Raw genomic sequence first — 23122 nt, 5'->3', positions numbered from 1 at the left:
ATGTGGCAATAGTCAGATACCGTAAATAAAGGGATACGGAGCAATATTTCGACCAGCAAAACATGATGGCACTCACCAATAATAGCGGAGGCAACCCTTGAATTCATCGGCAGAAATACAAGCAATTTTGGCATTAGCAGACGGTACGATTTTTCGTGGTATCAGTATCGGCAGTCTCGGTCATCGTGTCGGTGAGGTGGTGTTTAATACAGCCATGACAGGGTATCAAGAAATCCTAACTGACCCAAGTTATGCGCGTCAGCTGGTCACCCTCACCTATCCGCACATTGGCAATACTGGTACTAATAGCGAGGACACAGAGTCTGGCAATGGTCACAAAGTATGGGCAGATGGACTTATTATCCGTGATGCCACGATGGTTACTTCAAATTTTCGTAACTCAGAGTCATTAAGCGACTATTTACAGAGTCATAATACCGTCGCTATCGCTGAAATTGATACGCGTCAATTGACTCGTCTGCTACGTGATAAAGGCGCTCAAAACGGTTGTATCATGACCGCCTCTAACGGCGAGACTGTCAGCACAGATGACGAGCAGCAAGCCATTAAACTGGCTCAAGCGTTTGCTGGTATCGAAGGCATGGACTTGGCAAAAGAATGCTGCACTAAAGAGAACTTCGAATGGACAGCGGGTTCATGGGATTTATCAGACACCCTACTTAACCGTGATGCTGTTGGCAGCCATGATAGTGGTACAGGTGGTTTCTTTAAGCAATTAAACACGCACGTTGAGCACAAATTCAATGTGGTCGCTTATGACTTTGGCACCAAAACCAACATCCTACGTATGCTGGTTGATCGCGGCTGCCATGTGACCGTTGTACCAGCACAAACGCCTATCGCAGACGTGCTAGCGATGAATCCAGACGGTATCTTCTTATCAAACGGTCCTGGTGACCCTGCTGCTTGTGATTATGCCATCGATGCGGTGCGCCACATTATTGAACAAACTGACGTGCCAACCTTTGGTATCTGCTTAGGTCATCAGCTGGTTGGACTTGCCAGCGGTGCAAACACCATCAAGATGAAAACAGGTCATCATGGCGCTAACCATCCAGTACAAGACTTGGCAACTGGCACGGTTATGATTACCAGTCAAAACCATGGTTTCGCGGTTGATGAAGACACGCTACCAGACAACGTTAAATCTACCCATCGTTCATTATTTGATGGTACCAACCAAGGTATTGAGCTGACCAACAAGCCAGTGTTTAGTTTCCAAGGTCACCCAGAAGCCAGCCCTGGTCCGCATGACTGCGCGCCATTGTTTGATAAGTTTGCTGAGATGATGGAAAAGGCGAAATCGTGAGCAAGTCTGTCAAAAGTAGTTTGTTGATTGGAGTATTAGCAATTGGTTTGGCGGCATGCACTACCACCAAACCAACTGTTGACCATATCAACTTACAAGATCAGCAGAAATTAGCGGTGTCTAATGCTAAAGTAACAAACAAGCAAGAACTGAGCTTTGAAAACAAAAAAGAGTTATTAGCAGAAAAAATTAGGCTTGCTGATTTTTCTATTAGAGCAATAAGCGATCCTAAGTTTGTTAATGCTCTATTATCTGATGATATTAGCCTAAAAGAAGAAAAACAGTGCGTTTTCAATAATATCGATAGAGAAGCTTTCTATGATCTCTCTAGTAGTATGATTGAAGAGTTAGTAGCTAAGAACCCTGAACATATTGATTTATATTTAGGCAAACTAGATTTACTCATCTCTATCGCTGATACTTTCTATAGTTCTCCAAATGCTATTGAGTTTGATGAGAAGGATTTATCGGCTTCTCCTGCACTGAGTCTTCTCCCAAAGAAAGAGGCTTCAGTGTTCAAAGAAATGATTGTAGATGAACGCTATAAAGACTTATTAGTTTCAGTAGGTCAGCCAGTCAAAGAAGATGGTTCTATTTTTGATTCCGCCTCTATGAAATTTTTTCTTTTAGGAGTTTTTGTAGGAGACTCTGAAAATAAGTGCAAGCTTGCACGCTGAATATTTTTAGAGAAAGCATCTTTGAAGATATTATGATTTTGGGTTAAAAAACACAGCACCGTAAAAACTAGGCTTATTACTAAATACTTTGTAAATCTAAACCGCCAAAATAGGACTTAAAAATATTATGCCAAAACGTACCGACATAAAAAGCATTCTTATCATTGGCGCAGGCCCTATCGTCATCGGCCAAGCATGTGAGTTTGACTACTCAGGCGCGCAGGCGTGTAAAGCACTAAAAGAAGAAGGTTACCGCGTCATCTTGGTCAACTCAAACCCTGCGACCATCATGACTGACCCTACCATGGCGGATGCCACCTATATCGAGCCGATCACGTGGCAAACGGTTGAGCAAATCATCGCCAAAGAACGTCCTGATGCTATTTTGCCAACCATGGGCGGACAGACTGCCTTAAACTGTGCATTGGAGCTTGATAAGCATGGCGTATTGACCAAGTACAACTGCGAGTTGATTGGCGCGACCAAAGACTCAATCGAGATGGCAGAAGATCGCAACTTATTTGATAAAGCCATGAAGCGTATTGGTCTTGAGTGTCCACGCGCTGAAACTGCCGAAACCATGGAAGAAGCGTTTGCGACCCAAGAAAAAATGGGCTATCCCTGTATCATTCGTCCGTCATTCACTATGGGCGGCTCAGGTGGTGGTATCGCGTATAACCGCGATGAGTTCATCGAGATTTGCGAGCGCGGCTTTGACTTATCACCAAACCATCAGCTACTTATCGATGAGTCACTAATCGGTTGGAAAGAGTACGAGATGGAAGTGGTTCGTGACAAAAATGACAACTGCATCATCATCTGTGCGATTGAGAACTTTGACCCAATGGGTGTGCATACAGGCGACTCTATCACGGTTGCACCAGCACAAACATTGACAGACAAAGAATACCAAATCATGCGTAATGCATCATTAGCCGTACTGCGTGAGATTGGTGTGGAAACAGGCGGCTCAAACGTCCAGTTCGGTATCAACCCTGATACGGGTCGCATGGTCGTCATCGAGATGAACCCACGCGTATCACGTTCATCAGCATTGGCATCAAAAGCCACTGGTTTCCCGATTGCCAAAATCGCGGCTAAATTGGCCGTTGGTTATACGTTAGATGAATTGCAAAACGACATTACTGGTGGCAAAACGCCAGCGAGCTTTGAGCCTGCGCTTGATTATGTCGTTACCAAAATCCCACGTTTTAACTTCGAGAAATTTCCACAAGCCGATAGCGTGTTATCAACGCAGATGAAGTCGGTTGGTGAAGTCATGGCGATTGGTCGTAACTTTCAAGAGTCGATGCAAAAAGCATTACGCGGTATGGAAACTGGCAATGATGGTTTTGATGAGCAAATTGACTTTGCCGCTATCAAAGACGGTAGCCTTAGTACTGACAAAGCTCGTAGCGAGATTCATAATCGCTTAACCATTCCAACGCCTGAACGCATTTATTATATTGCGGATGCTTTCCGTATCGGTATGAGCGTCGATGAGGTCTTTAACTTAACCAAAATCGACCCATGGTTCTTGGTACAAATCGAAGACATCGTGAAAACCGAAGCGCAAGTTAAAGCGTTAGGTTTTGGCGGCTTAAATGAGAAAAATCTACGTAGCTTTAAACGTAAAGGTTTGTCAGATTTGCGTCTGGCCAAATTGCTGGGTATCTCACAAAAGCAGCTACGCAAAAAGCGTTGGGATTTAAACGTCTATCCAGTCTATAAGCGCGTCGATACCTGCGCGGCAGAGTTTGCCACCAGCACCGCTTATATGTACTCAACGTATGACAGCGAATGTGAAGCCAATCCAACCAATAACAAAAAAATCATGGTCATCGGTGGTGGTCCAAACCGTATCGGTCAAGGTATCGAGTTTGACTATTGCTGTGTGCACGCAGCCCTTGCCATGCGCGAAGACGGCTACGAGACCATCATGGTTAACTGTAACCCTGAAACGGTTTCAACCGATTATGACACCTCTGACCGTCTCTACTTTGAGCCAATCACTTTAGAAGACGTGCTTGAAATCGTCCGTATCGAAAATCCTGATGGTGTTATCGTACAGTTTGGTGGTCAAACACCTTTGAAACTTGCTCGTGCTCTTGAAGCTGCTGGCGTCAAAATCATTGGTACGAGTCCTGATGCGATTGACCGTGCAGAAGACCGCGAACGCTTCCAGCACATGATTCAGCAACTGAATCTTATTCAACCAACCAATGCCTTAGCGACTAGCTTAGAAGATGGTTTGGTCAAGGCAAAAGACGTTGGCTATCCATTAGTTGTACGCCCATCATATGTACTTGGTGGTCGCGCGATGGAAATCGTCTACAACGAAGATGAGCTCAGACATTATTTGCGTACCGCGGTACAAGCCTCTAACGAAGCGCCAGTATTGCTCGATCGCTTCTTGGATGATGCCATCGAGGTCGATGTTGACTGTGTGAGCGATGGTACCGACGTCGTGATTGGCGGTATCATGCAGCATATCGAACAAGCGGGTGTTCACTCTGGTGACTCAGCCTGTTCATTGCCGCCTTACTCGTTATCTAAAGAGTTATGCGATGTCATGCGCGCGCAAACAGTTGCCATGGCAAAAGAGCTTGGCGTCATCGGTCTGATGAACGTACAGTTTGCGGTAAAAGGTGAAACGGTTTATATCTTAGAAGTAAACCCACGTGCTGCCCGTACCGTACCGTTTGTCTCTAAATGTATCGGTACGTCGTTAGCACAGATTGCTGCTCGCTGTATGGCTGGCACCTCATTAAAAGACCAAGGATTTACCACTGAGATTGTTCCGGCATTCTTTGCGGTCAAAGAAGCGGTATTCCCGTTTGCTAAATTCCCTGGTGTTGATCCAATCTTGAGCCCTGAGATGAAATCAACCGGTGAAGTCATGGGTGTGGGCAAAACCTTTGGGGAAGCATTCTACAAAGCGGTCATCGGTAGTAATGAGCGTTTGCCAGGCTTGCCGACTGAAGGCGAAACCAAAACCGTCTTTATCTCGGTGCGTGATAGCGACAAAGCGCAAATCGCCCCTATCGCTCGTCAGCTCGCAGGCTTTGGTTTTAACATCGTCTCAACCACGGGTACGCAAAAGATATTGAGCGATGCTGGTATTGAGTGCAAGCAAATTAACAAAGTCACTGAAGGCCGCCCGCATATCGTTGACGCCTTGAAAAATGGCAAGATCGACCTTATCATCAACACGACTGAAGGTAAGCAGGCACAAGAGGATTCGTTCTCTATTCGCCGTAGCGCGCTACAAGGCAAAGTATTCTATGTCACCACCTTGGGTGCGGCAGATGCGGTTTGTAAATCTTATACGATTGACTTGCCATTTGAAGTTTACAAACTGCAAGATTTGCATGAGCAAGCAAAGACTATTGACGTGGCTGAATAATTTCAGTAGATTAAGCATAACCGTTAGGCTTACTCAATCGCTTATTCGAGACTGATTAATCGTTTTAACATGACAACAGTGCTTAAAGACGATACCTTTGACATGGTAGAACCAAAAAGCAACATGATAGACCCAAAAGCATAGTGGCTAAACTGCGACTATGCTTTTTATTACGTAAGCTTAAGTGCGTATGGTATTGAAATTAATGACTTATAATTGACAGATAATGTATTTGTCAAACACGCTCAACATCACCCTTTTATATTTTATACCCATTGCAATGATCCCAACACCATCTCACTATTCACTAGGAGTAGGAGGTGGTGTGGTGTTATTGGTTTAAGGAAAAAACATGCAACGTTATCCCATGACTCCGCAAGGACACGCGGCTTTAGAAGCCGAATTGAAACAGTTAAAAAGCATCGACCGTCCACGCATCACAGCATCGATTGCTGAAGCACGCGAACACGGCGATCTCAAAGAAAATGCTGAATATCACGCCGCTCGCGAGCAGCAAGGATTCTGTGAAGCCCGCATTCGTGATATCGAAGCCAAGCTTGGCGGTGCTCAAGTCATCGACCCAGCGACTTTAACGAAAGAAGGTCGTGTGGTGTTCGGTGTGACCGTGGTGATTGAAAACATGGACACCGAAGAAGAAAAACAATACAAAATCGTTGGTGATGATGAAGCCGACTTTAAAGCGGGCAAGATTTCGGTCAACTCACCGATTGCTCGTGGTCTGATCGGTAAGTTTGAAGGCGATGAAGTGCGTATCGAAACGCCTAAAGGTGTGGTCGAGTACGAATTGATGAAAGTTATCTACGACTAATAGCAGTCGTGATAATAAAAGTCTATCGCTACTTTTATTAACCGTCACTTTTAGACAGCAGCCCTTTTTATAACGACTGAGATAACCACTGAAATAATTATTAAAATAATCACCAACTGAATAGATCCATCGACTCGCCAAAAACGATACGACTCATACAATGCCGGTTACACAATGCCACTTTTCTAGTCTATTCGTTTTAGCGCATAATTGTTTAAGTTTGCAGTGTGGTGCATTTTTGCTGCACTTTTTCTAAAAATAATGATGGATTGATAGTTAATATTGACTATCGTCAGTACTGATACCCTCGTTATTTGGCATACTTTATGGTGTCATTTAACGGGGGTTTTTTATTTAGATGTGATTTATTGTTGTCTTGTAGTTGATTCAATTTAAAAGTAGTACAAGGCAACCGAGTGTAGAGGTATATTTAATGCTTCGAGCGAGGTTAACGCAGTAATACTTTTATAGTGAAGTGACTATACTTACTGTTATTTTTGAGGAGTCTATTATGACCATGAAATTTTGTACACCAACAGCAATAACCCCTACTGTATCGGCACTATTAGCAGGCATAGTACTTGCTGCATCTTCAGCGCATGCCGCACCTGAATTGACTATTAACGCATCTGCTAGCGGTAGCACCACTGTGGTCGAGCAATACTCTGATGGCAAAACAGCCACTATCACTGCGACACCGAACGGTATCACGATGCAGGATGGCATGCCTTATGCGGTGACTCAAGTAACGACTGTACCACGCTATGTGGTTCGCCAAGGTGTTAGTAATGGTATAAGCAATACAATTGTTACTCAGGGCAGCACAACCGTCACTAGCGTACCTGTGACCAATCGAGCGACCAATACCGTCTCCAATGTCGACGTTATCACTACGCCCATCAGTACCGTGACCCAAGTATTACCTGTCGCAACTGCTACTCAATTGCCTGTTCTTAATGCACCAGCGACGACAGTCATCACCAATCAACCGGTAAGCAATCGAATAACAACGACTACTTTAGATACTTTACAGCTGACACCAACGTTTAGTACACCAGATGTCGTTAATGCACAAACCAAAGTCATGAAGATATTAAAGAATAAAGACGGTCGTGAAATGGCTGTGCCTGCCAATCATATCGCCCCCGGTGACGTCATCGAATACCACACTACTTACACCAACACCACCGCGCAGCCAGTCAATGACATCAATGCGATGGTATCATTACCAAATGGCGTGCAGCTGGTGTCATTAAACAGCCCACTACCAACGCTTGCGACAACGGGTGGCGACAGCTATCAAACCATTCAACAAGTGGGCAATACTGTCGTTATCAAAGAAAACTACTCTGGACTTAAATGGAACTTAGTCAACCTTGGTTCTAATGCAGCCCAAACTGTCGTTATACGTGCGAAGGTTCAGTAAATACAGTAATAGAACTTAATAAATTCTAAATTTTATAAAAGGTCTTGTGGACTAGTCATCTAGTCTACAAGACCTTTTTTTGTGCCAGCGGCTTGCTCATGGATATGGTAAAACACTATTTTAAGCTTAAGATGTAACTGCTTGATGCAGTGGCAGAAATAGCTGAGCTTTTAGAAAATATCATTTTTCTTTATATAGAATAGGGCGATTGATTAGATTATTAAGTTTTGTCATAAACAAAATAAAACCAAAACCGAAGATTGAAGTAGTAAGCACTCCTATCATGTTTTGATCGAAAATCAAACTTTTGGTGTCTTTATAAGTTATCTGGAGATCCTCCTCTGCTCCCTCAATGTCTAAACTTACTAATTGCGGTAACTTATTCGATGCGCCTAAAAAATTGGGCTGATGGTACCAACCAACTCTTGCGTACTTACCAAGCCTAGGTTCAAGGTATGTAGGACCCATACATGACCCAGAGTTAATAAACCCAAATACATTATAGCTACAGCCATAAAGCGTTACTTTCTTGGGATTTTCGATAGATTGTAAGGCTATACTAAATCCCGTATCAGTGACGAGACCCTCAGTATATTGCAGCTCCGACTCTTGCGGAAAACCTCTACCTTGCCATTCCAAAAAATTGAGTACAATGAAGAAAGATACAAACGAGACATTTAGAAACGTATCAAACTTTTGAGATGCTGATTTTTCTTTAAATTTTTTAAGCATAGGATTTTCTTTAAAATATTATTTTTACGAGTTTATAGACTCAAGGTTAGAATGGCTACTGAAAAAGTGGCTTATGGATGAAGCTACAAAGCTTAGCTTCTGAATAAATGCGAAGCCAATGTTTACCATCTTATATATTCACAGTACGACACTATCTGTCGCATTGTTTGCCAAATTCTCTAATAATTACAGTGACTTGCAAACCAATTTGTTAAAATAACAACCTATAAATGAATTGGTAAATATCGCTTATGGCAACCATCAATTATGAACGACTACAGGGCAAACTAAACATCTTAGCGGACGCTGCTAAGTATGACGTTTCTTGTTCCTCCTCTGCTGGTACACGTAAAAACCAAGGCGGTGGCCTCGGTGACGCCTCAGCAACTGGTATTTGCCATAGCTATACCGAAGATGGGCGCTGCATTAGTTTACTCAAAATTCTGCTGACCAATCATTGCATTTACGACTGCGCTTATTGCACCTCGCGCAAAAGTAATGACACCCCACGCGCTGCTTTTAGCGTTGAAGAAGTCGTCGATTTGACCATGCAGTTTTATCGCCGTAATTATATCGAAGGGTTGTTTCTCAGCTCAGGTATCTTTAAAAGTGGCGATTATACGATGGAGCGCTTGGTCGAGGTCGCCAAGATATTACGTACTCGTGAGCGTTTTAATGGCTATATCCATCTAAAGACTATTCCGGGCGCGTCAAAAGAGCTGCTGTTAGAAGCAGGGCTTTATGCCGATCGCTTAAGCGTTAATATCGAAATTCCGACCAAATCGGGCTTAGCTTTACTCGCTCCAGAGAAGTCGCATGATGAATTAAAAGCACCGATGGAGACGGTCAAAGAAGAAATTATTACCATCCGCGAGAGCCGTAAAACGCATAAAAAAGCACCGAAATTTGTACCAGCAGGTCAAACCAGTCAAATGATCGTTGGTGCCAGTAATGAAACCGATTTGCAGGTGATTCAGCTATCGAGTCATTTTTATAAGCAATATGATCTCAAGCGTGTTTACTATTCCGGCTATGTGCCGATGTTATCTGACAGTCGCTTGCCAGCGATTGGAACGCCAGTACCGATGGTGCGAGAGAATCGTCTCTATCAAGCCGATTGGCTGATGCGTTTTTATGGTTTTGGCGCGCACGAAATTGTCGAACCAGACTCACCATTTTTGGATTTAGATTGTGACCCAAAATTGGCTTGGGCAATCCGCCATCGTGAGCATTTTCCGGTTAATATTCAAACCGCGACTTATGAGATGATTGTGCGCATCCCAGGTATTGGTACTAAGACGGCTAAAAAAATAGTGAAAGCACGCAAGTTTAATCAGTTAACGCTTTATCATTTAAAAAAGATGGGCGCAGCGGTCAACCGCGCCAAATACTTTATTGCCACTACTGGTAAAAATGAACACCTCGCCCACTTAACCCGCGATAATTTCCGTCAATATGTACTGGCACAAACTCAAACTAAGTATAAAGATCAACGCAGTGGTCAGTTGGCGCTGTTTTAATGAGTACGGTTTTGATTGCCACTATTCTAAATAGGAACATAAATGTCAAAACTGATGCAAAGTCATGACTATATTGTCGGTCACTTAACGCCAAGTATTGTACTTTATGAGCCAAGTTTTGAGGGTTGGCTCAGTGCCGTTTTTTATGTCTATGCCAATCGGTTACAAGAAGATAAATCCCTACAGTTAATTGCTCAAGATTCTTATGTGCCCTCATTGATCTCTGAAGCGAGCAGTGTTGCTACAGATGAAGACCATGCTGAACGCGTATTAACCAAGCTACATAAGCTATTGGGGCGTTCAGGTATGCGAAATATTCTGTGGGGATTTTTATCAGAAAAAGACAATATCGGTACGACATTGTTTCAGGTTATTAAATACGCTATTGACTATCCTAGCCGCCATATTATGGAAGACCTCGGTAACCTGAGTGTTTTGGAGTTAGTACAAACCGTCAAATCTGTCGGTCGTGAGAAGCATCGCATGGAAGCGTTTGTGCGTTTTGAGCATACGACCGATGATATTTATTTTGCCCGCGTTGAGCCTGACTTTAATGTGTTGCCCTTAATCGGAGAGCATTTTCGTCAGCGTTATCAAGACCAACACTGGGCTATTTACGATCTGACTCGTAACTATGGCATCTATTATGATAAAAGTAATAGTACGCCCAAACGCCCCGCTACCCTGCAAACGATCACTGACCTTGATGACGCGGTACTACGCAATCCTGCCAGCATCCATAGTCCTGATGAGCAGCGTTATCAAAGATTTTGGCAAGGTTACTTTACCAACGTCAATATCAAAGAGCGCAAAAACCCTAAGTTGCATAAACAGTATCTACCGCAGCGCTATTGGAAATACCTAAGCGAAAAGCAAGTACTGCCCAATGCTGAGCACTTGCAAAAACGACGCTAACGGCTCTTATAGGCTTTTAATCCCAGCATTTATACTTATATATTTTAAAAACCAGCTGTCTGTCATCATCTTTTTATCTTGATGGTTGAGTTTTTAGCGCTTTTAACTGACAATAGCAAATTGATATTACTAACCGGTGACCCACGCTATTATGAAAGTTATGCGCTTACTGTCGTCTTTGAAGCATGATGAATCCGAGCGCGGCATTTTTCATCTTGGGCGTGCATTGGTCAAAAATGAGCACACGTCTATCATTGTCTCAAGTGCTGATGAAGACAATGATTTGGTTAGGCGTCTCAAACGTGATGGCAATATATACCATCAGTTACACATGAATAAAAAATCTTGGCTGTCGTTGCTGCAAGTCTCATCGCTTCGACATCTGATTGAAAAGTACGAACCTGATGTGATTCATGTACATTCGCGTACACCGGCATGGATATTACATTTGGCACTGCGCCGCGCACGAGTCAGGCGTTTGCCAAAGTTGGTATCGACCATGTATGGTTTTTATCCTATTAATAAATACTCACAAGCGTTGCTCGATGTCGACACGATTATTACGGTGTCTGATAGTGTCACCAACTATCTAAAAAAGGGACTGCGCCGCGAAGATGTCGATCCTACGATTATTAAGCGCATCTACCGCGGTATCGACACCCGTCGCTATCCTTATCGGCACAATCCATCTGTCTATTGGCTACGGCACACTTTCGCTGAATATCCTGAGCTTGAGCATAAAAAGTGGCTGGTGTTTCCGACAGTGATTGGTAACGAGTACGGTCAAGAATGGCTCATCGATATATTGGGCAATCTGCAGGAACAGTTTCCTAATATTCATGCCATCATTATGGACGATGATTTTAGAGATGGTGATGTCGCGCATGAAGATTTTCGCCAACGTAGCAATACGTTGGAGCTGGCTGAGCGCATTACCTATGTGGGTAGTAAGCGTAATGATATGCGGGAATGGCTATCGGCGGCCAACATCGTCATGGCGCTTGCAAATGAGCCTGAATCTATTGGTATTAATGCCCTACAAGCCATCCACTTAGGCACGCCCGTTATTGGCTGGGATCAGGCAGCATTTAGTGAAATTCTACAGCCGCTCTACCCGCAAGGCTTGGTAAAAAAATACAATGCCAATGCCCTATGCAAAGCCGTTAGGAACCAGCTAGAAAGTGTAACGCGTCCAGAGATGACCAACAAATTTACCATGCGCGAGATGATCGAAGAAACGCTGGCGGTATATCAAGGTCTGTATGATGATTCACTTGCAGAAGAACAAGCGAAAGCCGATGCTATCGCAGTACGACGAATCAAAAAAAGTCTCAAAAAACCTGCTAAGCCTATTCTTAGTGTCGCCGTCAAAAACGTCGAACCCATCAATAAAAATGCAACAGTCAAACTGAGTAAAGAAGCGTCTAAAATAGTGGATACAGCAGAGATAGCCGAAGACCATCAAGAGCCATAGACGCCATGTATCATTCAATACGTGTAAAAATGGATATGCACTTTTTGACAGTACATTTTAATTAAAAAAAGGCCACTTCAAAAATAGAAGTAGCCTTATCAAAACCAATCTGCTCTGAACCAAGCTCAACATTATCGTCAGTTTACGCCTGATTTGATAAAATGTTTGGTGCAATTTTAGCAATCAGCAGCCCTAATAGTTGAATGTTCAACACGCCCTAGTCAAAGAAGTCTAAAGCGGGTACAAGGCAGCCGACTGCAGATTGTACAATTAGTACATCTAAGGAGGGTAACGCCGTAGCCGTTTAGCCGTTCTCTGACTATAGCATGGGTTTAATACGTCGTTGGTGTATGTGCGCTGACAATGCGAGTCACGCTATCGGTGGGATTGATAAAGGTATGCGGCTGAGTGGTATCAATCACGTAGCTGTCGCCCTGATTTAACAAATAAGTGCTTTCTTCGATACGGATAATAATCTTACCTTCGATAACCGTACCAATCTCCTCCCCTTCGTGAGCAATTTTTTCTTCGGTTGAGCTGTTGGGTTGATAGGTCTCAATCAAAAATCCTAGGTTTCTTGTCGTACTGCAGTTATATACTTGTTTTAACGACACTCTGCTATTGGGTTCATTAAGCTCTAATAAATCCTTTGGCGTCACAATGACTCTAGCCCTAGGCTCCTTCCACTCGTCGCTAAAAAATGTGGTCAGATCAGAACCTAGTACTGTCAAGATAGCCTTTAGAGTATTGACCGCTGGACTGACCTTATTGCGCTCGATAGAGCTGATAGATGTGTTCGTCAATCCAGACATTTTGGCCAATTTACGTTGCGAGTAACCTTTCGCTAGACGCAGCTGGTTAATCTTTTTGCCAATGTCTTCCTTCAATGACTCATCTGCTTCAGAAGATGACGCCGTGTCAGAATCCATCAGTTCATCATCGATATCATCTATCTCGATATCAACTATATCTTTGTCATCGATACTATTAACATCGTTCTCAATATTATCAATATCAGTGACGGCAGTTTCTGCCTTACTTTTAGTCGTGCTATTCAGTTTGTGGTTCTCTGGCATGGTGAATAAATTCCGTGAATAGAAATTTGGACAAGTTATCTTGCACATAATTTAACTCAGGATGCCATTGTACACCAATCATAAATGGATGTTGCAATAAGCTGATCGCTTCAACCAAGCCATCAGGCGCTGACGCCTCAACCAATAAACGCGCGCCTACTTTATTGATTGCTTGTTTGTGTAATGAATTGACGTGCCATTTTTTACCAAATGCAGCCAGTCTCCCCTCAGGATGAATGATGACATCATGTACTGGCTGATATTGCACCTCAAGCGGTTGGGTGTTGTCTTCTAAATGTGGCTCATAAAACCCATCGACTTCACGCCAGTCAGGATGTAGCGTGCCATTAAAATGAACATTCATCTCTTGCAAACCTCGGCAAACTGCCAACAGAGGCATGTTTCTTTCATCTGCATAAGCCAACAATTTGAAACTCAGCTCATCACGGCCTAAGTCTTGTTTTGCCTCGACGTGCGTCGCGCCATAACGAGTTGGCGCGACATTGCTATAACTGCCCGTCAATAAAATCCCGTCTACCATTGCGAGCAACGCATCAAAGTTTTCGCTATCGGCAGCCGTATTTGGTAGCAGTATGGGATTGCCACCGTAGAAGTTTACTGCATCGATGTATTTTTGATATACCGCCTGTGCTGGCTGTCCATCAACCATCTTATGACAGGACACAATAGCAATAATAGGTCTGGAATTTTTCATATTATCTTCCTTAGTTATAATGAATAGACTTAATCCATCCATATTATTTATATCCCTTATTTAGCTAAAATTTAACATAATGACTCACAAAATGTAAACTATAAACTTCATTAATATCGATATTAGTATTAAAAAGGCCTTTTTGGGTTATTTTAAGATAATTTTAAATAAAAATTGACAACTATAGTTTTCATCCATATATTGGAAGTCATTACCGATATTACCAAACAGAGATTAACTTTTAGTTTTAATAATACTATTAAAAAAATTATCTCTAAGTGGCTAATACCATTGATAAAAAATGTCGGCTTTGGTGAAAACGTATCATATTCAGTTGACCATTTATCAAACGCTTATTTATTAAGTATTCGTTATAAATGTCACTAACAGCGCATTCAGACCTAATAGCAAAGATGTAGCAGCAACAAACCCAGCAATTCTAAAAATTCATAGGAAGAATAGACATGATGACAACCAATGGAATGGTCAAATCTGCACACAACACAGAATACGTCTATGTTGCAGCAGGTGATATCAATGGCTTGCTTCGTGGTAAGCGCATCCCTTTTGATCAAATGGAAAAAGCAGAAAACGGGGCAATCCGATTACCTCTGTCAATCTTGGGTGTCGACATATGGGGCGCGGATGTTATCGAGTCTTCCCAATGTAATGGCGATATCGATGCCATTGCCCGTCCAACTGGCCGTGCTGCCTATCCCCTTCTCAATACCAGTGCACCATCATCGCTGCTACCTATTTGGCTGTATACCGAGGATAATGAGCCTTATTACGGTGATGCCCGCCATGTTTTGGACTATATCAGCAAAAAATTCAAAGCATTGGGACTGACGCCAGTGATGGCAACCGAGCTAGAGTTTTATTTGGTTGACTATACCGAGGGAGAGACACCTAAGCCCCCCATTCGCCCCAAAAGTGGATTAAGACTGAATAAAACCTCTATTTTAAGTATCAATGACTTACTGCAATTTGATGAATTCTTAGATGAAGTCTATGAGCAATGTAATAAACTCGATATTCCTGCTGATGCAGCACTGGCCGAAAATGGTTGTGGTCAATTTGAAATCAATTTATTACATGTGGACGACCCATTAAAAGCCGCTGACGATGCGATTTTATTTAAACAAGTGGTCAAAGCCGTGGCAGCTCGTCACAAGCTCACCGCGACATTCATGGCGAAACCTTTTGGTCTACAATCTGGTAATGGCTTTCATGTGCATTGCAGCTTATTAGACAAAGATGGCAACAACGTCTTCGATGATGGATCAGAGGAAGGCTCAGATATGTTGCGTCACGCGGTCGCTGGTCTGCTAAAGACCATGTCAGATTGCACTCTATTATTTGCCCCACATGTGAATTCTTATCGCCGCTTTACCCCGGGTACGCTAGCGCCAAACAATGTGTCGTGGGGTTATGAAAACCGCACCGCAGCCGTGCGTATCCCTGGCGGTGACTCAAAAGCGCGCCGTATCGAGCACCGTGTCTCTGGGGCAGATGCCAATCCTTATTTGGTCTGTAGCGCGGTACTGGCAGGCATGCTGTATGGCATCGAAAACAAGCTGGAAGCGCCTGAACCCATTAATAGCATTACTTACGACGCAGCAGAACTTAAGACCTTGCCACTAGACTGGCTCTCAGCCATCCGTCAGTTTGAAAGCAGTGATATCATTGATTCGCTGTTCCCAAGCGAGATGATTGAGCTGTTGATCGCGGTCAAAAAGCAAGAAGCCAAACGCTTTGCTCAGCAAGTGACCAACCTTGAATACCTCACCTATTTACAGGATGTTTGATATGTCAAATAGCAGCTCGAATAGCAACCCAAGTAGCAACCCAAATAGCAAAATGGCAACGAACCAAAACCCACCTTCTAATAACACACGCAACATCCCGCATTATTCAGACAAAGGACAATATCCTGATAGCTATTATGCGGCCAGTCGTAATCCAAAGCCCGATAGACCGACGCTAAAAAATGATATTCAAGTAGAAATCTGTGTGGTGGGTGGCGGCTACAGTGGCCTATCCACTGCCCTGCATCTCATTGAAACCGACCACGAAGTCGTCGTCCTTGAAGGTGCGCAAATTGGTTGGGGCGCATCAGGTCGCAATGGCGGGCAGATCGTCAATGGTCTAAATGCTAGCCTGCAAAAGATCAAAAAATCTTACGGTAAAGAAAACGCAGATTTCGTCGGTCAGCTCGTGACCCGTGGTGGCAAAATCATTCGTCGTTTCATCAGCGATTACGATATCAGCTGCGACCTGAAAGAAAAGAATATCTTTGCAGCATTGAATAACGGTCAGCTAAAAGACTTGCAAGAGACGCATGCTCTGTGGGAAAGCCATGGTATGCATGACCGAGAAATGCTAGACAAAAATGGTATCCAAGAGCATATAAAATCAGATGCTTATGTAGGCGGCGTAATCGACCATTCGGGTGGACACTTTCATCCACTAAACCTTGCATTGGGTGAAGCGGCAGCTATCGAACAAAATGGCGGCACGATTTATGAGAACACCTTAGTGGTGGATATTGAGTATGCGGACGATGTGATCAAAGTCATCACCGAGTTTGGCACCGTCACTTGTAAGCAAGCGGTGCTATGCGGCAATGCCTATCTCAATAAAGTCATCCCTAAACTGACTGACCGTGTCATGCCTGTATCGACTCAGATTATCGCCACCGAGCCGCTGGGTGATTTAGCTGATCAGCTCCTCCCAACCGATGTTTGTGTCGAAGATGTTCGATATATTCTTGATTACTATCGCCTCTCAGCAGATAAGCGCATGTTATTTGGCGGTGGTACAGTCTACGGTGGTCAAGACCCCGCCGACATCACAGCTAAAATCAGACCAAACATGACTAAGATTTTCCCAGAGTTACGTGATGTCAAAATCGACTATGCGTGGAGTGGGAACTTTGCGTTGTCTTTTTCCCGCGTACCACAAATGGGCAAACTACATGAGCGAGTATATTTCGCCCATGGTTATAGTGGTCATGGCGTGACAGGCTCGCATCTATTTGGACAAATATTAGCCGATGCCATCAATGGTAAAACCAAAGAGTTTGATGCTTTTGCACAAATTCCTTGGATTCCGTTCCCAGGTGGTCGAGCGCTGCGAGTCCCTTACTCGGTCATGGGCTCATGGTGGTATGCGCTAAAAGATACCACTGGCATGTAAACGCATGAAAGCCTTGAATGATAAACATTGAACAAAGTGTTTTTATTTTTAAAGCTGTCGTTACAGTGATCTATCATAGCAACGGATTGCTGTGATGGGGCGCGATAGAAAGTTGATTCCCTACTGTCTATCGCGCGTCAACCATAGAATAGAGCTTGTTTAAAAAAACAATGAGGTTTTACAGGGAGCGTAAATATGAACATGAAGCTCAATGATGCTGTCGAAGGACAGTATCATAATAAGCGAGTATTTCTCACCGTCATAGTAGCCGTCGTTATCTATCTGGCTTTTGCTTGGCTATCTACCAGCCGTGCCCCAGACCAATCTTGGGGTGCCTTATCTTTACTACCAACACTATTGGTATTAGTCACTGCTATTGTCTCTAGGCGACCATTTGAATCCATGATCGCAGGCTGTGTCGCTGGCCTTGTGATGCTTAACCCCTTTGACTTGGTTTCCCCCTTTGCAGACAACATGTCGATGGTGCTGGGTAATGAGACCATTATTTGGATTGTTCTCGTCTGTGGTCTGATGGGTGGTCTTATTCAACTGCTGGAGATTAGTGGGTGTCTAGATGGCTTTAGTGAATGGCTACAAAAAATTATTAAGTCGCGCCGTCAGTCATTATTGGCTACCTTTGCTTTGGGCGTCGTGGTTTTTATCGATGACTATTTGAATTGCTTAGCAGTATCTACCTCCGTCAAAAAACTCACTGACGTCTACAACGTTTCTCGTGAGAAGCTTGCTTATATCGTCGATTCAACCGCCGCACCGATGTGTATTATCGTGCCTATTTCTACTTGGGCAGTCTACTTTGCAGGTCTTTTAGAAGAAAACGGCGTGGCTGGCGATGGTGAAGGTATCGGGCTTTATATCAGCGCGATTCCTTATATGGCATATGCTTGGTTTGCACTTTTGATTGTATTCTTGGTGGCGTATGGCATTTTGGGTGACTGGGGTCCGATGAAAAAAGCCGAGGCACGTGCCAAAGCCGGTAATCCTGTTCCGGAAGCCTTTGTCGAAGAGCAACTGATCTCAAACGTCCAAGCCAAACGTAAGCTATCGTTCAAAGCCAATATCGCAAACTTTGCTTTCCCAATGATCTTACTGATTGTCTCTACGGTCTACTTCGAAGTCGATCTATTACGCGGTGCATTACTGACCTGTTTTGTGACCGTCGTTGTCTATTGGATGCAAGGCATTTTAAGTTTTGAGACGCAAGTTGAAGCCATCTTTAAAGGCTTTAAAGTCATGCTCTATCCACTCTCAACCGTCATCGGTGGTTTTTTCTTAAAAGCCATCAATGATGAGCTTGGTATGACCTCATATGTGATTGAGGCTATCACGCCTTATATGACCATTATTATTTTCCCTGCCGTCATCTTTGCCGTCATGGCTTTCTTAACTTTTGCCACGTCATCAAGCTGGGGTTTGTATGTCCTTGCTATGCCCATTGTCTTTCCAATATCGCTCGCTCTAGGCGTTAGCACCCCCCTTATGATTGGCGCATTGTTATCTGCTTCTTCATTTGGTAGTCATGCTTGTTTCTTTAGTGATTCATCACTACTTGCCGCGCAAGGTGCTGGCTGCTCCCCCATGCAGCACGCTTTTACCCAGTTCCCCTATGCCATGCTCGGTGCGGGCTTATCCGTCGTCACCTTCTTAGGCTTGGGTTATATGATGGCTTAAGCCAAACTTAACGCTATTATTTTAATCATTGATTAGCGGGTAATGAGAGATGGTTCGTTAATCAGTCAAAACAAGCCTTTTATATGGTACTCACTAATAAATACGATAAGGATTTAGATCATGCGAAATGTTACCGTTGCTACGACTCAAATGGCATGTGGTTGGGATATACAACAAAATATTGCCACTGCAACTGATTTGGTCACTAAAGCTGCTAAAGCGGGTGCCAATATCATCTTGCTACAAGAGTTATTTGAGACGCCCTACTTCTGCCAAGTTCATGATTTTGATTATTTTAAGCTTGCGACTTCAGTTGCGGATAATGCGGCCATCAATCACTTCAAACAGTTGGCTAAAGAGCTGCAAGTGGTACTACCGATTAGCTTCTATGAAAAATCAGGCAATACCTTTTTTAATAGCGTGACCGTGATCGATGCCGATGGCGAGATACTTGGCACTTATCGTAAAACGCATATACCAGATGGCATTCCTTATGCCGAAAAATTCTACTTCACCCCCGGCGACACAGGATTTAAGGTTTGGCAAACCAAGTATGCCAAAATTGGTGTCGGTATTTGCTGGGACCAATGGTTCCCTGAATGCGCTCGTAGCATGGCATTGATGGGTGCAGAAATACTGTTTTATCCGACTGCGATTGGTGATGAGCCAACATTGGACATCGACTCAAAAGGACATTGGCAGCGCTGTATGCAAGGTCATGCTGCCGCTAACCTTATGCCAGTGGTAGCAGCCAATCGTATTGGCACTGAGACGATTACTCAAAACGGAAACGATAACGGAAACGATAGCGTCATGGCATTCTACGGTAGCTCATTTATTACCGACGGTCGTGGCGAGATTATACAAGAAGCATCTAAAGATAAAGAAGAGATACTTAGTACGACTTTTGACTTAGATCAACTGGCTATCAAACGTCAGCAATGGGGCGTTTTTCGTGATCGTCGTCCATCGATGTATGGCACGTTGTTGACTCATGGATAAGGTTTGTTAACAAGCAAGCTCACTCGCGCTATCGTCAAATAAGGTGCTCTATATGTCATTATTACCGAACCGATTAATCACTGGCTCAACACCACAACAAGACGGCTTTTACATGCCAGCAGAATTTGAGCCGATAGAAAAAACATGGATGGTATGGCCTTACCGTGCTGATAACTGGCGACAACAAGCCGCTCCTGCTCAGAAATCTTATGCTGATGTTGCACTGGCAATTAACAGATTTTGTGAAGTTGGCATACTGGTCAATCCTGATGATTATCAATCATGCCGCGATAGTCTACCTGCTGATATCGACGTCATATCCATGCCCAGCAATGATGCTTGGGCGCGTGATACTGTCCCGACATTTTTAATCAATGAAGCAGGTGAGCTACGCGCTTGTGATTGGACATTCAATGCATGGGGCGGCGACTATGATGGACTATACTCGCCGTGGGATGACGATGATAAGCTGGCTGAACGCTTATGTGACCATCTAGATATCAAACGCTATCGAACGGATGACTTTGTCATGGAAGGCGGCGCATTTCACGTCGATGGTGAAGGCACCGTTCTGACTACGCGCATGTGTCTGCTAAGCCCAGGGCGTAACCCGCACCTAACCGAAGCTCAAATTGAAGCCAAGCTAAAAGCTTATCTTAATATACAAAAAGTGCTGTGGATTGATGATGGTATTGATCCTGATGAGACTACAGGTCACATTGACGATATCGCTTGCTTTGCGCGCCCTGGTGAAGTGGTTTGCTTGTTTACTGACGACCCTAAGCATCCGTTTTATGAGGCAACGCAAAAGGCCTATGAGCAGCTCTCAAATATGACTGATGCAAAAGGCAGACAACTAAAAGTCCATAAGCTGTGCTGTACCAAAAACTCTGTCACCTTGCCTGAACATTATGATATTGAACAATCTGATGATGCCAAGGCGCGTCATACTGGTGATATTTGTATCGCTTCATATGCCAACTTTTTAATTTGTAATGACGCTGTCATCGTACCGCAATATGATGATATAAATGATGCACTCGCCATCGAGCAGCTTGAAAAAGTCTTTCCTCAACATCAGGTAGTGGGAGTACGAACGAAAGAGATTGTTTTTGGTGGCGGCAATATTCATTGCATTACGCAGCAGCAACCAAAACCATTAATTAAAAGTAGCAACTAAAAGCATTAACTAAAAGCACCCGCATAAAAATATAGACCCAAATGGATTTTGAACCCAATAATATTTTAAAAAAGGACATAACTATGAGCGATTATCAAGTTAATAACCCAGCCACTGGTGAAGTAGAAGCCACTTACCCTACCGCCACTGAACAAGATATCCAAAACGCTATTGAACAAGCAAATAATGCTTATCAAGACTGGCAAAAGACCTCGCTTGGCGAACGTAGTGCACTATTGAATAAAATAGCTGACATCTATATTGAGCGCCAAGATGAGCTAGCACGTATCGTTGCCAACGAAATGGGCAAGCCTCTCGCACAAGCAAAGGGTGAGCTCCAACTGGTTGCTCAAATTTATCGCTATTATGCAGATAACGGTGAGCAACTATTAGCACCAAATACGATTGATGTTGCAGACGGTTCAGCTTCAGTAGAAAAGCTCCCAGTTGGCGTTTTACTTGGCATCATGCCATGGAACTACCCGCATTATCAGGTAGCTCGTTTTGTGGCACCAAACGTGATGGCAGGTAACACCATTATCTTAAAACATGCGCCGCAGTGCCCTAACACCGCAGAAGTTATCGTTGATATTCTAAAAGACGCCGGCCTACCTAGTGGCGTGTATAACAATGTCTTCGCTACCAACGATCAAGCAGCGACTATTATTGAAGACACCAGAGTGCAAGGCGTCTCGTTGACAGGTTCTGAACGTGCAGGACAAGCAGTTGCAAAAGTAGCTGGTGGCGCCCTCAAAAAGGTCGTTTTAGAGCTTGGTGGCTCCGATGCCTTTATCGTTGCGGCGGATGCTGACATCGAGCAGGCCGTACAAGGTGCAATCGTAGGTCGTTTTGGTAACACTGGACAGGCTTGTAATGCTGCCAAGCGCTTAATCATCGTCGAAAGCGTGTACGACCAGTTTGTTAAAGGCTTTACAGATGCCGTACGTGGCATGACTCTAGCTGATCCACAAAATGAAGATACTTTCATTGGCCCGATGTCTTCGAAGGCGGCAGCAAATAATTTGCAAGAGCAGTTAGACAGTGCTGTCAAAGCCGGGGCAACGGTATTAGTCGAGGGTGGCATCATTAAAGACAAGCCAGGTGCTTGGTTTGCCCCTGCGGTATTGGCAGATGTTGATGACTCAATGGATGTCTATCGTCAGGAGCTATTCGGTCCTGTCGCCGTTATCTACAAAGCGAATGACATTGCGCATGCTATCAAAATTGCCAATGATGTACCATTTGGTCTAGGTGCTTCAATTCAAACTCAAGACGCAGCATTGGCAGCAGAGATTGCTGAGCAATTAGATGTCGGTATGGTGACTATCAACGCGCCTTCTGGTAGTGAGGCCAATACCCCATTCGGCGGCGTTAAACGCTCTGGATTTGGTCGCGAGCTTGGTACCCTTGGTATCACTGAATTTTTAAACTATAAGTTGATTCGTGACAAATCGTAATCGATAGCGTTTTTCGGTGTAATGGACAAAATTCATGCTAGAAATTAGAAGGTAGTCGCTAATGGACATAATTCATGCTATTTGAGTGTCTTTGACTCTAAAAAGTCTTTAATAAACCGTAACTTACGATACTCATTTAGCCCATGATGACTGTGTAATTGTCGCTTGAGCTCACTGAATAACCCTTCGAGAGAATTAGTAGTATTTGGTAGGTCTAAATGCCCATATTCTTGATAAGTAAATAACCAATCGCTATTGGTTCTTAAACTACGATAAGCACTTCTAAGACGCTTGTGGGTGTACCACGTTCTGCCGGTATCCTCATTGGTACTACGCTCATTAAGATAGGCTTCATGAGTCAAATACCAGTGATCTAAGCGCTTTACAAACGCATCTTTATCAAGCTGTTTTATTTCTAAAGTAAGTCGTCTAAGCTCGATACTGGCACTATTCTTAGGGCGACGAGTTAAATAGCGGGTCACTATTTGCACTTGAT

At 43.7% G+C, this 23122-nt stretch carries 17 protein-coding genes and 1 pseudogene; 14 read left to right on the top strand and 4 right to left on the bottom strand.

Features of this window, described 5'->3' with window-relative positions:
• The first annotated feature begins 97 nt into the window (after nt 1–97).
• The 5 genes from carA to RH96_RS06280 all read left to right on the top strand — a co-directional run bounded on the left by carA (nt 98) and on the right by RH96_RS06280 (nt 7668).
• The gene (gene carA, locus RH96_RS06300) at nt 98–1330 is read left to right on the top strand and encodes a glutamine-hydrolyzing carbamoyl-phosphate synthase small subunit (protein ID WP_010198682.1); all 1233 of its coding nucleotides are present in this window, start codon (nt 98–100) and stop codon (nt 1328–1330) included.
• Nucleotides 1327–2007 carry a hypothetical protein gene (locus RH96_RS06295; RefSeq protein ID WP_010198679.1) on the top strand — a complete coding sequence of 227 codons (681 nt, stop codon included), beginning with the start codon at nt 1327–1329 and terminating at the stop codon, nt 2005–2007. Before carA ends, RH96_RS06295 begins: the two co-directional genes overlap by 4 nt.
• 127 nt (nt 2008–2134) lie before the next feature.
• A complete protein-coding gene (carB, locus tag RH96_RS06290) occupies nt 2135–5413 on the top strand; it encodes a carbamoyl-phosphate synthase large subunit (RefSeq protein ID WP_010198677.1) in 3279 nt (1092 codons plus the stop codon).
• Nucleotides 5414–5765: 352 nt separating this feature from the next.
• Nucleotides 5766–6242: a transcription elongation factor GreA gene (gene greA, locus RH96_RS06285; protein WP_010198674.1), complete on the top strand. Its 477-nt coding sequence runs from the start codon at nt 5766–5768 to the stop codon at nt 6240–6242.
• A 511-nt stretch (nt 6243–6753) separates the two neighbouring features.
• Nucleotides 6754–7668: a hypothetical protein gene (locus RH96_RS06280; RefSeq protein WP_010198673.1), complete on the top strand. Its 915-nt coding sequence runs from the start codon at nt 6754–6756 to the stop codon at nt 7666–7668.
• A gap of 180 nt (nt 7669–7848) precedes the next feature.
• On the opposite strand, the gene RH96_RS06275 is transcribed toward RH96_RS06280, so the two are convergent.
• A complete protein-coding gene (locus RH96_RS06275) occupies nt 7849–8400 on the bottom strand; it encodes a hypothetical protein (protein WP_010198672.1) in 552 nt (183 codons plus the stop codon).
• A 251-nt stretch (nt 8401–8651) separates the two neighbouring features.
• Here RH96_RS06275 and RH96_RS06270 point away from each other — a divergent pair, with 251 nt between their 5' ends.
• The 3 genes from RH96_RS06270 (at nt 8652) to RH96_RS06260 (ending at nt 12309) form a co-directional block, all read left to right on the top strand.
• Complete coding sequence (locus RH96_RS06270) at nt 8652–9920, top strand: putative DNA modification/repair radical SAM protein (protein WP_010198671.1); 1269 nt, start codon at nt 8652–8654, stop codon at nt 9918–9920.
• A gap of 42 nt (nt 9921–9962) precedes the next feature.
• Nucleotides 9963–10835: a TIGR03915 family putative DNA repair protein gene (locus RH96_RS06265; RefSeq protein WP_010198670.1), complete on the top strand. Its 873-nt coding sequence runs from the start codon at nt 9963–9965 to the stop codon at nt 10833–10835.
• A gap of 151 nt (nt 10836–10986) precedes the next feature.
• Nucleotides 10987–12309: a glycosyltransferase gene (locus RH96_RS06260; protein ID WP_051000719.1), complete on the top strand. Its 1323-nt coding sequence runs from the start codon at nt 10987–10989 to the stop codon at nt 12307–12309.
• 332 nt (nt 12310–12641) lie between these two features.
• Here the strand turns inward: RH96_RS06260 and RH96_RS06255 are convergent, their stop codons facing one another.
• A complete protein-coding gene (locus tag RH96_RS06255; RefSeq protein ID WP_010198667.1) occupies nt 12642–13385 on the bottom strand; it encodes a cupin domain-containing protein in 744 nt (247 codons plus the stop codon).
• The gene (locus RH96_RS06250) at nt 13360–14100 is read right to left on the bottom strand and encodes a gamma-glutamyl-gamma-aminobutyrate hydrolase (RefSeq protein WP_010198665.1); all 741 of its coding nucleotides are present in this window, start codon (nt 14098–14100) and stop codon (nt 13360–13362) included. Before RH96_RS06250 ends, RH96_RS06255 begins: the two co-directional genes overlap by 26 nt.
• 464 nt (nt 14101–14564) lie before the next feature.
• Here RH96_RS06250 and RH96_RS06245 point away from each other — a divergent pair, with 464 nt between their 5' ends.
• The 6 genes from RH96_RS06245 to RH96_RS06220 all read left to right on the top strand — a co-directional run bounded on the left by RH96_RS06245 (nt 14565) and on the right by RH96_RS06220 (nt 22626).
• Nucleotides 14565–15908, top strand: a complete 1344-nt coding sequence (locus RH96_RS06245; RefSeq protein WP_010198663.1) for a glutamine synthetase family protein — start codon at nt 14565–14567, stop codon at nt 15906–15908.
• Between the two features lies 1 nt (nt 15909).
• Nucleotides 15910–17298, top strand: a complete 1389-nt coding sequence (locus RH96_RS06240) for an NAD(P)/FAD-dependent oxidoreductase (protein ID WP_010198661.1) — start codon at nt 15910–15912, stop codon at nt 17296–17298.
• 195 nt (nt 17299–17493) lie between these two features.
• On the top strand, nt 17494–18987 hold the full coding sequence (locus tag RH96_RS06235; RefSeq protein ID WP_010198659.1) for a Na+/H+ antiporter NhaC family protein: 1494 nt from the start codon (nt 17494–17496) through the stop codon (nt 18985–18987).
• Between the two features lie 117 nt (nt 18988–19104).
• A complete protein-coding gene (aguB, locus tag RH96_RS06230) occupies nt 19105–19989 on the top strand; it encodes an N-carbamoylputrescine amidase (protein WP_202801453.1) in 885 nt (294 codons plus the stop codon).
• Between the two features lie 52 nt (nt 19990–20041).
• Complete coding sequence (gene aguA / locus RH96_RS06225) at nt 20042–21169, top strand: agmatine deiminase (RefSeq protein ID WP_010198656.1); 1128 nt, start codon at nt 20042–20044, stop codon at nt 21167–21169.
• Between the two features lie 83 nt (nt 21170–21252).
• Nucleotides 21253–22626: an NAD-dependent succinate-semialdehyde dehydrogenase gene (locus RH96_RS06220; RefSeq protein ID WP_010198655.1), complete on the top strand. Its 1374-nt coding sequence runs from the start codon at nt 21253–21255 to the stop codon at nt 22624–22626.
• A 77-nt stretch (nt 22627–22703) separates the two neighbouring features.
• On the opposite strand, the pseudogene RH96_RS06215 reads toward RH96_RS06220, so the two are convergent.
• Nucleotides 22704–23122, bottom strand: a pseudogene (locus tag RH96_RS06215) (hypothetical protein); the annotation flags it as partial.

The organism is Psychrobacter sp. PAMC 21119 (assembly GCF_000247495.1).
Classification (GTDB): domain Bacteria; phylum Pseudomonadota; class Gammaproteobacteria; order Pseudomonadales; family Moraxellaceae; genus Psychrobacter; species Psychrobacter glaciei.
This window is presented reverse-complemented; position numbering and strand designations above follow the sequence as displayed.

Coding starts and splice junctions, on each gene's coding strand:
- carB (WP_010198677.1), top strand. CDS start 2,135: ATGCCAAAACGTACCGACATAAAAAGCATTCTTATCATTGGCGCAGGC.
- greA (WP_010198674.1), top strand. CDS start 5,766: ATGCAACGTTATCCCATGACTCCGCAAGGACACGCGGCTTTAGAAGCC.
- RH96_RS06280 (WP_010198673.1), top strand. CDS start 6,754: ATGACCATGAAATTTTGTACACCAACAGCAATAACCCCTACTGTATCG.
- RH96_RS06275 (WP_010198672.1), bottom strand. CDS start 8,400: ATGCTTAAAAAATTTAAAGAAAAATCAGCATCTCAAAAGTTTGATACG.
- RH96_RS06270 (WP_010198671.1), top strand. CDS start 8,652: ATGGCAACCATCAATTATGAACGACTACAGGGCAAACTAAACATCTTA.
- RH96_RS06265 (WP_010198670.1), top strand. CDS start 9,963: ATGTCAAAACTGATGCAAAGTCATGACTATATTGTCGGTCACTTAACG.
- RH96_RS06260 (WP_051000719.1), top strand. CDS start 10,987: ATGAAAGTTATGCGCTTACTGTCGTCTTTGAAGCATGATGAATCCGAG.
- RH96_RS06255 (WP_010198667.1), bottom strand. CDS start 13,385: ATGCCAGAGAACCACAAACTGAATAGCACGACTAAAAGTAAGGCAGAA.
- RH96_RS06250 (WP_010198665.1), bottom strand. CDS start 14,100: ATGAAAAATTCCAGACCTATTATTGCTATTGTGTCCTGTCATAAGATG.
- RH96_RS06245 (WP_010198663.1), top strand. CDS start 14,565: ATGATGACAACCAATGGAATGGTCAAATCTGCACACAACACAGAATAC.
- RH96_RS06240 (WP_010198661.1), top strand. CDS start 15,910: ATGTCAAATAGCAGCTCGAATAGCAACCCAAGTAGCAACCCAAATAGC.
- RH96_RS06235 (WP_010198659.1), top strand. CDS start 17,494: ATGAACATGAAGCTCAATGATGCTGTCGAAGGACAGTATCATAATAAG.
- aguA (WP_010198656.1), top strand. CDS start 20,042: ATGTCATTATTACCGAACCGATTAATCACTGGCTCAACACCACAACAA.
- RH96_RS06220 (WP_010198655.1), top strand. CDS start 21,253: ATGAGCGATTATCAAGTTAATAACCCAGCCACTGGTGAAGTAGAAGCC.